The organism is Sphingomonas echinoides (genome assembly GCF_029623395.1).
GTDB classification, from domain to species: domain Bacteria; phylum Pseudomonadota; class Alphaproteobacteria; order Sphingomonadales; family Sphingomonadaceae; genus Sphingomonas; species Sphingomonas echinoides_A.
This window is the reverse complement of record NZ_JAPYKK010000005.1, coordinates 34,493-48,491: the sequence shown is the minus strand read 5'-3', so window position 1 is coordinate 48,491 and position 13,999 is coordinate 34,493. Positions and strand designations below refer to the sequence as shown.

Annotated in this window: 10 protein-coding genes; 7 read left to right on the top strand and 3 right to left on the bottom strand. The window is 65.3% G+C overall.

Annotation, left to right across the window (positions count from 1 at the left end; genetic code table 11):
- The first annotated feature begins 1 nt into the window (after position 1).
- On the top strand, positions 2–1,858 hold the full coding sequence (locus tag QBJ92_RS04640; RefSeq protein ID WP_277968521.1) for an acetyl/propionyl/methylcrotonyl-CoA carboxylase subunit alpha: 1,857 nt from the start codon (positions 2–4) through the stop codon (positions 1,856–1,858).
- 148 nt (positions 1,859–2,006) lie between these two features.
- The gene (locus QBJ92_RS04635; protein ID WP_277968520.1) at positions 2,007–4,733 is read left to right on the top strand and encodes a TonB-dependent receptor; all 2,727 of its coding nucleotides are present in this window, start codon (positions 2,007–2,009) and stop codon (positions 4,731–4,733) included.
- 13 nt (positions 4,734–4,746) lie between these two features.
- Here QBJ92_RS04635 and QBJ92_RS04630 read toward each other — a convergent pair whose 3' ends face one another.
- The 3 genes from QBJ92_RS04630 to QBJ92_RS04620 form a co-directional block, all read right to left on the bottom strand.
- Positions 4,747–5,433: an NAD(P)H-dependent oxidoreductase gene (locus QBJ92_RS04630; protein WP_277968519.1), complete on the bottom strand. Its 687-nt coding sequence runs from the start codon at positions 5,431–5,433 to the stop codon at positions 4,747–4,749.
- Positions 5,434–5,512: 79 nt separating this feature from the next.
- Positions 5,513–7,915: a TonB-dependent receptor gene (locus tag QBJ92_RS04625; RefSeq protein WP_277968518.1), complete on the bottom strand. Its 2,403-nt coding sequence runs from the start codon at positions 7,913–7,915 to the stop codon at positions 5,513–5,515.
- A 195-nt stretch (positions 7,916–8,110) separates the two neighbouring features.
- Positions 8,111–8,368: a hypothetical protein gene (locus QBJ92_RS04620; protein WP_277968517.1), complete on the bottom strand. Its 258-nt coding sequence runs from the start codon at positions 8,366–8,368 to the stop codon at positions 8,111–8,113.
- 185 nt (positions 8,369–8,553) lie between these two features.
- Between QBJ92_RS04620 and QBJ92_RS04615 the strand changes: the two genes are divergently transcribed.
- The 5 genes from QBJ92_RS04615 (at position 8,554) to QBJ92_RS04595 (ending at position 13,919) form a co-directional block, all read left to right on the top strand.
- On the top strand, positions 8,554–9,267 hold the full coding sequence (locus tag QBJ92_RS04615) for a response regulator (RefSeq protein ID WP_277968516.1): 714 nt from the start codon (positions 8,554–8,556) through the stop codon (positions 9,265–9,267).
- Complete coding sequence (locus QBJ92_RS04610) at positions 9,267–10,574, top strand: ATP-binding protein (protein ID WP_277968515.1); 1,308 nt, start codon at positions 9,267–9,269, stop codon at positions 10,572–10,574. The genes QBJ92_RS04615 and QBJ92_RS04610 overlap by 1 nt, the downstream gene beginning before the upstream one ends.
- Before the next feature lie 142 nt (positions 10,575–10,716).
- Entirely contained in the window at positions 10,717–11,412 is a 696-nt protein-coding gene (locus tag QBJ92_RS04605; protein ID WP_277968514.1) for a carbonic anhydrase, read from the top strand.
- Complete coding sequence (locus tag QBJ92_RS04600; RefSeq protein ID WP_277968513.1) at positions 11,409–12,938, top strand: SulP family inorganic anion transporter; 1,530 nt, start codon at positions 11,409–11,411, stop codon at positions 12,936–12,938. The genes QBJ92_RS04605 and QBJ92_RS04600 overlap by 4 nt, the downstream gene beginning before the upstream one ends.
- Before the next feature lie 171 nt (positions 12,939–13,109).
- On the top strand, positions 13,110–13,919 hold the full coding sequence (locus QBJ92_RS04595) for a TorF family putative porin (RefSeq protein WP_277968512.1): 810 nt from the start codon (positions 13,110–13,112) through the stop codon (positions 13,917–13,919).
- Positions 13,920–13,999 lie beyond the last annotated feature (80 nt).

The window sequence follows — 13,999 nt, the reverse complement described above, 5'->3', positions numbered from 1 at the left end:
CGTGATCCAATCGCTGCTCATCGCCAATCGCGGCGAGATCGCCTGCCGCATCATCCGCACCGCGCGCCACATGGGGGTGCGGACGATCGCGGTCTATTCCGACGCCGATGCGGGCGCATTGCACGTGCGCGAGGCGGATGAAGCCGTCCACATCGGGCCGAGCCCGGCGCGCGAAAGCTATCTGGTCGGCGACAGGATCATCGCGGCGGCACGCCAGACCGGCGCGGAGGCGATTCATCCGGGCTATGGCTTCCTCTCGGAGAATGCCGATTTCGCGCAGAGCGTGATCGACGCGGGGCTGATCTGGGTCGGACCTAATCCCGACAGCATCCGCGCGATGGGGCTGAAGGATGCCGCCAAGGCACGGATGATCGAAGCGGGTGTCCCGGTGACGCCGGGCTATCTTGGCGAGGACCAGTCGCCCGAACGGCTTCGCGCCGAGGCGGATGCGATCGGCTACCCGGTGCTGATCAAGGCGGTCGCGGGCGGCGGCGGCAAGGGGATGCGACGCATCGAAAGCGCAGCCGAGTTCGCCGACGGGCTGCTGTCGTGCCAGCGCGAGGCGGCGGCGTCGTTCGGCGATGCGCGCGTGCTGATCGAGAAGTATATCCTGTCGCCGCGCCATCTCGAGGTGCAGGTGTTCGGCGATACACAGGGCAACGTCGTCCATTTGTTCGAGCGCGACTGTTCGCTCCAGCGCCGCCACCAGAAGGTGATCGAGGAAGCGCCGGCCCCCGGCATGACGCCCGCAACGCGTGACGCGATTTGCGCGGCGGCGGTGCGGGCGGCGAAGGCGGTCGATTATGTCGGCGCAGGCACGATCGAGTTCATCGCGGATGCGAGCGAGGGGCTTCGCGCCGACCGCATCTGGTTCATGGAAATGAACACCCGGCTGCAGGTCGAGCATCCCGTCACCGAGGAAATCACCGGGGTCGATCTGGTCGAATGGCAGCTTCTGGTCGCCAGTGGCGAGCCGTTGCCACGGCAGCAGAATGAGCTGAGCATCAACGGCTGGGCGATGGAAGCGCGGCTCTATGCCGAAAATCCGTCGACCGGCTTCCTGCCCTCGACCGGGCCGCTCGATCATCTCGTCCTGCCCGAGGACGCGCGGGTCGAGACCGGGGTCGAGCAGGGGGGCGCGGTGTCGCCCTTCTACGATCCGATGATCGCCAAGCTGATCGTCCACGCGCCCACGCGCGTCGCGGCGATCGACCGGCTGTGGGACGCGACCACCGAGGTCGAGGTGTGGCCGGTCCAGACCAATGCGGGCTTCCTCGGGCGGTTGTGCAGCGATCCAGATTTCCGGTCGGGCGCGGTCGACACCGGGTTGATCGCGCGGCGGGGGGATGCGCTGACGCAACCGCCGGAGACCGAGCCGGCTGCGTTGCACGCGGTCGCTGCCGCGCTGGTGAGCGCGGACGAGAGCGCGCCGTGGACGGCGGGTAGCGGGTTCCGGTTGAATGGCGCGCCACGCCGGACCGTGCGGATCGTCGATCAGGCGGGGACGGTCCATGCGATCGAAAACGTGATCCCGGACGACGATCTGGCGGAGGACGAAATCACGCTGTTCGCGCTCGGCGAGGCGCGGTCGTATCGGTTGTGGCGGCCGTACGGCACCGCGTCCGGGGCGGCGGCGGATGGCGCGATCCTGTCGCCGATGCCGGGGCGGATCATCGCGGTCGATGTCGCGGCAGGGGATGTGGTGACCAAGGGGCAGAAGCTCGTCACGCTCGAGGCGATGAAGATGGAGCACAGCCTGACCGCGCCGTTCGACGGCACCGTCGCCGAGCTGTCGGCGGCGAGCGGCGGGCAAGTGAGCGAGGGTACGGTGCTGGTGCGGATCGCGCGGGCGGACTGAGGGGCAGCTCTCCACCTTCGTCATCCGGGCTTACCGCCGGGATGAAGGCGCAATTGTTTCGCCCGGCGCGATCCCCGGCACAATCTTGCGACACTTGCGCCGTACCGGGGGCATGCACCCTGCGCCACTGCACTACACCGGAACCCCAATGACGCGATCGACTGTCCTGCTTACGCTCGCGCTTGCGGCGACCCCAAGCTTTGCCCTGGCGCAACAGGCGACCGTGCCCGCGCAGGCCGCCCCGCCCGTGACCGAGGCAGGCGAGGGTGGCACCGATGCGGGCGAGGACGGCCCCGATATCGTCGTGCAGGGCGCGCGTCCGCCAGGGTCCGTGGTCGGCGACATTCCGCCCGAACAGCAATTGAGCCCGGCCGACATCCGCTCCTACGGCGTCGGGTCGGTGACCGAATTGCTCGCCGAGCTTTCCCCGCAGATCCGCAGCGATCGGGGCAGCGGGGGCGCGCCGGTGGTGCTGATCGACGGCAAGCGCATTTCGGGGTTCCAGGAGATCCGCGACCTGCCGACCGAGGCGATCCAGCGCGTCGATATCCTGCCTGAGGAAGTCGCGCTCAAATACGGCTATCGCGCCGACCAGAAAGTGGTGAACTTCGTCCTGCGCAAGCGCTTCCGCGCGGCGACGGTCGAACTGGCCGACCGGCTGGCGACCGCGGGCGGTCGGAATGCGCCGCAAGCCGAGCTCGACCTGCTCAAGATCGCACGGACCGGCCGGCTCAACCTCCACCTCGAATATCAGGGCGCGAATGCACTGACCGAGGACGAGCGCGGAATCGTCCGCACCCCGACGCCGTTCGCGCTCGGGGGCAATGTCGTCGGGCTTGGCGGCGCGGCGATCGATCCGGCGCTTGGCACCGCGACGATCGCCGGCGTGCCCGGCACGACCCCGACGCTCGCGGACTTCGCGGGCACCGCCGGGCGCCCGAACAGCACCGACGTGACGCGGTACCGCACGCTGTTGCCCGAGACGCAGACGTTCAACGCCAACGCCACCTACGCCCGGTCGATCGGCAAGGTGTCCGCGACGATCAACGGCACGCTGGGGACGACGACCAGCGATTCGTTGCTCGGGCTGCCGACGGTCGCGCTGACCTTGCCGGCGGGGAATCCGTTCTCGCCGTTCGCCAACACGGTGGTGGTCGATCGCGCGCTCAGCGGGGACTATCTGCCGCTCAGCCAGCATGCGTCGACCGTCGCAGCCCACTTCGGGACGGTGCTCAACGGGACTGTCGGGTCGTGGCAATGGTCGGTCACCGGGGGTTATGATCATAGCGAGGCCAAGACCTTCACCAATACCGGGCTCGACGCGAGCGGGTTCCAGGCCCGCCTCTCCGCCAATGACCCGAGCGCCAATCCGTTCGGGTTGCTGACCCCCGGCATGATCGGTCCGCTGCCGTCCAATTTCGGCTATTCGGTATCAAACGATACGCAAGTCGATGCGCTGTTCACCGGCAGCCTGTTCAAGCTGCCCGCTGGCGACGTGACCACCAGTATCCACGTCGGCGGCGACATCACCGATTTCAGCAGTCGTTCGTTGCGTGCCGGGCTGACCTCGACCGGGGCGGTTTCGCGCAAGACCGGGAGCGGGCAGCTTAACCTCGACGTGCCGATCGCCAGCCGGGCAAAGGACGTGCTCGGCGCAATCGGGAGCCTGTCGGTCAACGGCAATTTTGCGCTGGACGAGCTTTCCGACTTCGGGACGCTCAAGACGATTGGCTATGGCCTCAATTGGTCGCCGGTGGTGCCGCTGCGGATCATCGCGTCGGTGACCGATCAGGACGGCGCTCCGACCCCGCAGCAACTCGGCAACCCGCAGATCACCACGCCGAACGTGGCGGTGTTCGATTACGTGCTTGGGCAGAATGCGGTGGTCACGACCTTGTCGGGCGGCAACCCCAATTTGCGCGCGAGCAACAGCCATACGGTCAAGGTCGGTGCGACCTTGAAGCCGTGGAGCACGAAGCAACTCACGCTGTCGGCCAATTACGTTCAGGCGCGGGTCGAAAATCCGATCGTGGCTTTCCCGACCGCGACCGCAGCGATCGAGGAGGCGTTTCCGGATCGCTTCCTGCGCGACACGAGCGGTGTGCTGCAACGCCTTGATACGAGGCCGATAAACTTTGCCGAGACGAGCCGGTCCGAGTTGCGCTGGGGAGTCAATTTCTCCGCGCCGCTCAAGTCCAAACTTCAGAAACAGATCGAGGCCTTCCGGGCCGGGACCGGGCCGAACCCGTTCGCGGGGATGCGTCGCCCCGGTGGCGGCGCGGGCGCGGGCGAGGGTCCTGGGGCGGGTCGTGGTGCTGGTGGTCCTGGTGGTCCAGGTGGCGGCGGTGGTGGTCGGGGCTTTGGCGGCGGCGGACGCGGCAATGCCGGGGGGCGGTTGCAGTTCGCGCTGTATCACACCTGGCACTTCACCAATCGCGTGCTGGTTCAGCAAGGCGGCCCCGCGCTCGACTTGCTCAACGGCGATGCGATCGGCGCGAGCGGCGGGCAGCCGCGGCACGAGCTCGAAGGGCAGGCGGGGTATAACAACAACGGTCTCGGGGTGCGCATGTCGGCCAATTGGCAAAGCGCGACCGACGTCAACGGCGGGACGATCGGCAATCCGCAAAACCTGCGGTTCTCGGGGCTCGGCACGGTCGGCGTGCGGTTTTTCGGCGATCTCGGGCAGCGGCTCGATCTCGTCAAGGCGCACCCTTGGATGCGGGGCATGCGCGTGGCAGTGTCGGTCGACAACCTGTTCGACACGCGCCAGCGCGTGACCGACGCGAATGGCACGACACCGGTCGCCTATCAGCCCGGCTATCTCAACCCGCTCGGACGGACGGTGCGGCTGTCGATCCGGAAACTGTTTCTCTAACGAAGCCGCCCGGTCACTCCGCGATCGCGAACGTTCCGATCGCACGTTGCGCGCCGATGGCGTGACGCGCGGCGGCGAGCGTGCTGCAAATCTTGCGCGCGTTGTGCTCGACGGTCTCGAGCATTTCGCGCGCATATTGCGGGTTGAGATTTTCGACGACCGCCTCGAAATGCGTGTGCCCGCCATCGGCCATGGCGAAGATCGACAACAGATAGCGGTCGAACGCCTGATGGAGCGATTGCCACTGGCCCTGTTCTTCCAGCCAGGCGCGCGTCGTGGCGGAGGTCGAGAAGGTCGCGAAGGTTCGACCATTCAGCACCGCATCCGGAACGTTGTGCACGATCGCATCCGGGGTGAGCGCCGCGCCGAGGACACGGTCGACATAGCCCTTGATGATCGCGGGCGGCATGCCGAACCACAAGGGATAGACGAAGACGACGACGTCCGCTTCCCGCAACAGCCCGAGTTCGCGGGAGACATCCGACGACAGATGGTTGCTGACCGATCCGGGGCGATGTTCCGCGCGAAGGCGCGGGTCGAAATCGAGCGCATACAGGTCGCGCAGAACCACTTCCTGCCCGCGCGCGCGAACCGCCTCGCAATAGCGTTCGGCAATGGCGTGGTTGAAGCTGTCGGGTGACGGGTGGCCAAGCACGACGACGTGGCGAAGCGACTGCGCTCTACTGGTACCATGCGCCACGACTGATCTCCGATAAGGGACGTTCGGGGCAGTGTGCTGTCGGCGTCCGGTGTGCGCCATCCGTAGTGTTACGCAGCCCTTATTGCCGCGCGCGCCATGTTATGCCGATCACGCGCGGTTCGCTCGGCGTGCCAAGAATGAGCCCGGAGTTGCCGGCCTGGATCGTCACGTTCTGGATGTAGTTCGCGTTGAACAGGTTGCGTGCAAATAGAAAGATTTCCAGTCCCTTTGCGGCACGGAATCCGAGGCTTGCGTTGGTCTGGTTATAGCCTTGGATCAGGGTGAAGCGGGACAAGGTCGGATCGCCGTAATAGCGCGACCGGAAGTTGGAATCGGCGTGAAGCACGATCGTGCCAGACCCCAGGGGAAGCGCATAATCGACGCCGATCGTCTCCGACCATTTCGACAGCCCCGCCAGCGGTCGCCCGGTGAGGTCGCACGCGGTGGTCGCGTTGGTTTGTCGCTCCAGCGGGCAGGGGCCGGCGGGATAGGCGCTGTAGCGCCCGTCCGCAAAGGCAAGGTTTGCCCGCAGCTGAAACCTAGGCGTCACTTGCGCGGTGAGATCGGCCTCGACCCCTTTGACCGTCACTTTCGGAATGTTCGACAGATATCCCCGAAGCGCGACGGTCTGCGAACTGTCGACCAGCGTTGCCTGGAAATCCCGAACGTCCGTCAGATAGGCAGCCAGGTTCGCGGTCAGGCGCCGGTCGAAAACCTGCGATTTCAGCCCGGCTTCGTAAGTCTGGTTGCGTTCCGGGCGGATGACGGCGGTGGTCAGCACGGGCCGGTTCTGCGCGTCGAGCGGCAAGCCGGACAGGTTGATCCCGCCCGATTTGAACCCCCGCGCGTAACTTGCGTAGGCGAGCACCTGATCGGTGACTGTCCACGCGAGGTTCACGCGGCCCGAAGTATTGCTTTCGGCGTTGTGCGCATCGTAGCTTTGTGGGCGCAGTACCCCGAGTTTGGCGTTGAGCAGCGCGGCGTTGGTCGTCTGCAATCCGCCGAAAACGAAGCTTGCGTAGCTGCCGTCTTTGATCTCACGCGTGTAGCGCACGCCGCCGGTGAGCGTGACTCGTGGGACGATCCGGGCATTGACCTCGGCAAAGGCGGCGTAGCTGTCCTGCGTAAGTCGGGTCTTGCCATCGGTGCCGTACCCGTCGAGCAAATTCACAGGCACCCGCACGGTATTCGTGCCGGTTCCGGTGGTCGGCCCGATCAGCCAATAAGCGGCCTGCGACCCGTAGACACTGTTGGGCCGGCCGACGATTTTCTGATCGAAGACATACAGGCCAGCGACATAGTCCAACCGGTGATGGCCGTTGGAGGCGAGCCGCAGCTCCTGACTGAACTGGTCCTGCCGTGACGGGATGTGCTGGATCAATTGGATCGGAATGCCGGTGTAATCGCGATCGTTGGCCGCATCCCAGTTCCAGAAACGCCACGCGCTGACCGACGTCAGCGTCGCGAACCCGAGGCTCCAGTCCACGATCGCGGAGACGCCGCCTTCGCTGGTGTCGACGGACAGGGGTGCATCGATGTTGGTCAGCCGGTCGTATGGGTTGGTACTGGGCGGCGCGTAGTGGAGCCCCGCCGCGAGCGCTGGATATTGCCGTGCGGCGGGTCGCAAGCTCTGCCCGACGCGCAAATAGACCTGGGTGCAGCATTCACTTTCAAAGTTCGAAAAATCGGCGGTTAGCCGCACCGAGAGATCGGTGGTCGGCCGGAACAGCAACTGGCCGCGGATCGCCTGATTGCCGATGCCATTCTGGCGCGCGCCGGTCGCGACGTTGCGGATATAGCCGTCGCGCCGCGTCACCATACCGGACACCCGGTAGGCGAGGGTGTCGTCGATCAGTGGTCCGGATGCTGCGGCCTTGGCCTGGACGAAGCCGCTGCTGCCGACCGACAGTTCCTCGCTGGCCTCCGGCGTAAAGGCGGGTGCGCGAGTCACGATGTTGATGGCGCCCGCGGTGGTGTTCTTGCCGAACACGGTGCCTTGCGGCCCGCGCAGGACTTCGATCCGTTCGATATCCGAGAAATCGAACGCGGCGGTTGCCGGGCGCGCGTGATAGACCTGGTCGACGTAGAAGCCGACGCCTGGTTCCAACCCGTCGTTCGCCTGACTGACGGCGACGACGCTGCTGCCCAGTCCGCGGATCGTGAAGGCGGTGTTGCGCGGATTGGCCGAACTGTAGGTCAGGCTCGGCACCAGCAGCGCCAGTTGCTGCGTGTTGACCGTGTAGGACCGGTCGATCAGCGCGTCGCTAACGACGGATACGGCAAGGGGAACGGTCTGGGCATTCTCGCTGCGTTGCCGCGCCGTGACGACGATTTCTCCATCGGGCGACGCGCTCTCGGGTTCGGTCGCCCCTGTGCGGTCGGATGGCGTCTCACGGGCGGCAGCGGATGTGGGAGTGGGAGTGGCAACTATCGCAATCAGTGCTGCCGTCAATGTCGTCGCGGCGCATGTTCTGGTTGGCATGGCGTCCCCGTAATCTCGCCATCAAACGGGCGACTCGCTATATTCTGCCAGATATAGCGGGGGACGTTTTGTGTCTCGACGAAAAAGCTGCCGGACAAAAAAGAAGCCCCGGTTTCCCGGGGCTTCCAAGTCTGTTCTGAACCGTCGAGGATCAGGGTGGGGGGAACGACGGTCCCTCGGGTCGCTGAGGCTGCCTCAGTCGAGCCCAACTCCGCGCGAAGCCAGGGGAAGCTTCGGCGAAAGATTGGCAGTCTCGACACGGGCGATCTGGCGGCAATTCTGCGGCTGGAAGATCAAGCCCTTGCCCGACTGCATATGGGGTTGGCGAAGTTGGCACCGCGCGAAGGCGGTTTGTTCGGCCTTGCTCATGGACGATGTACCCTCCGCGACGGCGGGGGCGGCTGCGATGAGGAGTGCCGGCATGGCGGCGACCGTTAATGCAAGGCGAAGCATGATGCAGTCTCCGAAGAAATGGACTGCTCAGGATATATGGGGGGCGATTGTCTCGCCCTTCGCTCCACTGTGATGAAACGTTGCTCTTCAAACCCCCTTGCGGCAGGCTACGGTGCCGCGTTGACCGCGCTGGTCGCCGTCCGTACCGAAGCCCCTCCAACCCTCAACGGTTAGACGTGACGCTTATGACAACTCCCCCCACGATCGTGCTTGTCGAGGACGACCCAGCATTGCGCACGCTCACCACGCGAGCGTTGCAGGAACACGGCTACCTCGTCCGCCCCGCCGCCTCGGCGCCGGAGATGTGGCTGGCGATGGAGGCGGGGCCGGTCGATTTGGTTCTGCTCGACATCATGCTGCCCGGGACCGACGGGATCGAATTGTGCCGCAAGTTGCGTCAGCAGAGCAACGTGCCGATCATTTTCGTCAGCGCGCGCGGCAGTGAAACCGATCGCGTGGTGGGCCTGGAACTGGGTGCGGACGATTATCTGGCGAAGCCGTTCGGGACGCGCGAGCTGACGGCGCGGATCCGTGCGGTCCTGCGACGCGTCGACGCGCCGCGCGAAACCAAGGACCGCGAGCAGGGGCTGATCACCTTCGACGGCTGGACGGTGAACTTGCCCAGACGCGAATTGCGCGCGCCGAGCGGTGCCGTGGTCGATCTGACCGGCGCGGAGTTTGACCTGTTGACGAGCCTGCTCGATCACGCGGGGCGGGTGATTGCGCGTGAACGGCTGATCGAATTGTCGCGGACGCGGATGGGCGACAGTACCGATCGCAGCGTCGACGTGCTCATCAGCCGACTTCGGCGCAAGCTTTCGATCGACGACGGCCCGCCGCCAATCGTCACCGTCCGCGGCGTAGGCTATATGTTCAACGCGACCGTCGAGCGGTCGTAATGCCGATCCCATCGCCCTCGCTCGGACTGATCGGGCGAGTGGTCGCGATCCTGCTGTTCGCCACGCTGGTCGAATTCGGCATGAGTACAGTGCTGTACGAGCGTGCGAGCCAGTTTTCGGTGCGCGACGACGAAGGGCGGCGGCTGGCCGAGCATCTGGTCATCGCGAGGCGCCTGATGGCGGAGCACCCGCGCGAGGGACGCGAAGCGATGGCGCGCTCGGTCTCCACCGCGCATTACGCGATGGCGTGGCATACCGTTGCGCCACCCCCGAGTGATCCCGCGCTGTCGGAAATGCGCGCGAAGGTGCTCGCTTGGGAACCCGTGCTGCAATCCTCCCCACTCCGGATGCGGCTCGAACCTGCGACGACCGGCTCCTACGTGTCTGGCGCCGCGCAGTTGCCGGATGGCAGCTGGCTGTATTTTCGGACCGCCGAGGCGATCGATAGCCTGGATCAGTCCCGCAACCGGATCCTGATCGCCTTGGGGATTGCGGGCGTCGTGATGACGCTCGGCGGCGGGTTGATCGGCCGAGCCTTGCGGCCGATGCGCCTGCTCGCCAGTGCCGCGGACCGGTTCGGAACGGCCGAAGCCGCGCCGCTGGCGGAGGAGGGGCCGACCGAAGTCCGGCGCGTGATCACCGCGTTCAACCGGATGCAGGCGCGGATCCAGCAGCTCATCACCGATCGCACGCAGGCGCTGGCGGCGGTCGGGCATGATATTCGCACGCCCCTCGCGCGGTTGCGGTTGCGCGCGGAAAGCATTGCGACCGAACCGGTCCGGGACGAAATCCTGGAGGACGTCGCCGAGATGGACGCGATGGTGGGATCGTTGCTGGCGTTCCTCGGCGGCGAGGATGATCCGGAAAAGCCCGTGCTGGCGGATCTTGCGGTCCTTTGCGCGACACTGGCCGACGATGCCGCCGATCATGGGCGCGCGGTCACGTATGTCGGGCCCGATCATCTGGAACACGTGTTCCGCCAGCTTGGCGTCAAGCGCGCGGTTTCGAACCTGGTTGAGAACGGCCTGCATCACGGCGAGCACGTCATCCTAGGGCTGCGCCGTGAACCGGACTGCGTGATCGTGCGTGTCGAGGATGATGGTCCAGGAATTCCCGAAGACTTGCTGCAGAGCGTGCTCGAGCCGTTCGTTCGGCTCGATACGGCGCGACGGCGCGATACGCTTGGGCTCGGGTTGGGGCTCGCGATCGTGTGCCGTGCGGTCGAGCTCGAGAAAGGCAAATTGACGCTCAGCAACCGCCCGGAAGGTGGCTTGTGCGCGGAGATTCGGTTGCCGCGACCCGACTGACCGACAGTGCCGTGACGCCGGTTTGCCCCTGACCGGCAATTCTTTTTTACAATGCTGCCGCATCGCAGCAAGCCCCGCCGTGTATTCGGTCCTGTGAAATCCGCGAGTTCCATAAGCGGAAGCAACAGCAGGAGCATAGTGCATGAACGAGCTCATCGGTCGGGTCTTCGACTTCCAGAAGAACGTCTTTCCCCAGAAGAGCGCGCTCTATCAGAACCTGGCCGCCAACGGGCAGAGCCCGAAGGCGCTGATCATTTCCTGCTCGGATTCGCGAGTCGTCCCCGAGGAAATCCTCCAGGCGAACCCAGGCGATCTGTTCGTTTGCCGCAACGCCGGCAACATCGTCCCGCCGTTCAGCAACGCGAATGGCGGCGTGACCTCGACAGTCGAGTTTGCCGTGATGGTGCTCGGTGTGCGCGACATCATCATCTGCGGCCATTCCGACTGCGGCGCGATGAAGGCGCTGATGAAGCCGGGCTCGCTGGAGACCATGCCCAACGTTGCCGCGTGGCTGCGCCACAGCGATGCCGCGTTCAGCGTCGTGCGGGACGGTTATCCAGAATTGTCCGGGCCGGAACAGGCCCGTGCCGCCGCGCTCGAGAACGTCGTGGTCCAGCTTGCGCATCTGCGCACGCACCCGTCGGTCGCCTCGGGCATCGCGCGTGGTGAGATCGCACTCCACGGCTGGTTCTTCGACATCCACCACGGCGTCGTGCTTGCGCTGGACGGCGCGAGTGGCCGGTTCGAGGAAATCGACGCGAGCCGCCCGATGCCGGTCGCGTTGGCCGCACAGAAGCGGTTCGCTGCCGGTGAACCTCTCCTGGAGGCTGCGGAATGACCAAATTCGGTGTGAAGCTCCCCACGATGGCCGTGGCAACGCGTGACTTCACGGCGTCGATCGTCGTGTTTCTCGTCGCGATGCCGTTGTGCATGGGCATTGCGGTCGCGTCCGGCGTTCCGCCGGAAAAGGGGCTGATCACCGGTATCATCGGCGGCATTGTCGTCGGTGCGTTTTCAGGCTCCCCGTTGCAGGTCTCCGGACCGGCGGCGGGGCTTGCCGTCGTCGTGTTCGAACTCGTTCGCGACAAGGGTCTCTCGGCGCTCGGGCCGATCCTCATTCTCGCTGGGCTGATCCAGCTCATTGCGGGCATTGCTAGGCTTGGTGGATGGTTCAGGGCAATTTCACCCGCAGTCGTTCACGGGATGCTGGCCGGGATCGGTGTGCTGATCGTCGTCGGTCAATTTCACGTGCTGTTCGATGCGCGCCCCTTGCCAAGCGGGTTGCAGAATCTGGTCGCGGCGCCCGAACGGTTGATGGGCCTGTCCCCGCTCAACGTCAGCAACGTCGAGCATGCGTTCATGATCGGTGTCCTGACGATCCTAGTGATGCTGGGCTGGGAACGCTTCCGTCCCGCCGCGCTCAAGCAGGTTCCTGCTGCACTGATCGGCGTGCTGGTCGGAACGCTTACGGCGTTTGCGCTGGGGCTTCAGATCAACCGCGTCGACGTCCCGCAATCGATCGTCTCGGCGATCGCGCTGCCGGGGCCAGAGTTCCTCGCGAAGTGGGTCGATCCGTCGATCATCGTCGCGGCGATCGCGATCGCGTTCATTGCGAGCGCGGAGACGTTGCTGTCGGCGGCAGCGGTCGACCGGATGCACGATGGCGTCCGGACTGATTACAACAAGGAGCTTCGCGCGCAGGGCATCGGCAATTTGTTGTGCGGCGTTGCCGGGGCGTTGCCGATGACCGGCGTCATCGTGCGCAGTTCGGCGAACGTCCAGGCGGGCGCAACCTCACGCTTGTCGACGATGCTCCACGGCGTCTGGATCCTCGGCTTTGTTGCGCTGCTGCCATGGCTGCTGCGCGAGATTCCGATGGCAGCGCTTGGTGCGGTACTCGTCATCACCGGCGTGCGGTTGGTAAGCCTCGCGCACGTCAAGCACCTGTTCCACAGCTATGGGGTTCTCCCGGCGTTGATCTGGTTCGTCACGCTCGTCACCGTGGTGACGCAGGATCTTCTGACCGGCGTGCTCGTCGGGATCGCGCTTTCCGTGCTGGAACTGGTCCCGCACGCCCGGCGGCTCGGGCTCAAGGTGGACCGCGAGCATGTCGCCGCCGGGACCGACATGGCCCTGTCGGGCAGCGCGACCTTCGTGACGCTGCCCAAGCTCTCGGATACGCTGGAATCGCTTCCGTTGCGCGGGACCGACCACCGCACGGTGCGGATGGATGTCTCCGGCTTGACCAAGGTCGACCATACCTGTGCCGAACTGTTGAAAGAGTTCCTCGTGCGCCGTCGCGCAGGCGGCAATCCGATCGAGATCACCGGCGCTTCCCCAAAATTGGCGGCAATGATTGCCTGACGAACTCCGGCGTCAGCAATGTTTTGTTACGAAGTAGCAAGGTAGCGGTGATGTCCGGTTGGTAGAGGATGCGGGTTCGAGTGGACCGCCCACCGTTGCTCTTCGGGGCAGTGAGATGCGCGGCAGCTCGGCCCCAGGCGGGAACCTTTCCTTGGATCAGAAGGGTATCCCATGTATCGCTACTATATTGCATCGACCCTTTGCCTCGTCGCCGTCCCGGCGACCGCACAGGAAACCGCACCACCGCCACCGGTGACGGTCACCGGCAACGTTGCGCTCGTTTCGGATTATCGTTTCCGAGGTGTTTCCCAATCCGATGAAGAAATCGCCGTCCAGGGTGGCGTGACGATCACGCACGAAAGCGGCCTTTACGGCGGCTTCTGGGGATCGAACCTCGCCGGTTGGGGGACGTTCGGCGGCGCCAACATCGAGCTCGACGTGATCGGCGGCTACAAGCGCACGATTGGCAACGGCACGGTCGACGTCGGCCTGACCTGGTACATGTATCCGGGCGGCGCGGCGCTTACCGACTTTGCCGAGCCCTACGCCAAGGTGAGCGGCACGCTCGGGCCAGCGACCTTGCTTGCCGGCGTTGCCTATGCGCCCAAGCAACGTGCGCTCGGCAATTTCTCGAACACCCCTGAAAGCCGCGGGCAGAGCCAGGACAATCTGTATCTGTGGGGCGACACGAGCGTGGGCATTCCGTCCACCAAGATGACCGCGAAGGCGCATATCGGCTATTCCAAGGGTAATCCGGGCCTCGGTCCCAACGGGACGAGCGTCGCTCCGACCGGGAAGTATTGGGACTGGCTGATCGGGCTCGATTATGTCGTCGGTCCGCTGACCTTCGGAGCTGCCTATGTCGATACCGACATCAGCCGGGCGGAGGCGGCATATTTGCAGCCCAACTTCTCGCGTACCAAGAACGGGGAATCGATCGCGAACGGGAAGGTCCTGTTCTCGATCACGGCAGCGTTCTGACGCACGGGCGGCAGGACGGCTGAAGCCGGGACACGGACGCGTGCGGTGTGATAGCACCGCCGCGTTCCGCATCGGTGTTG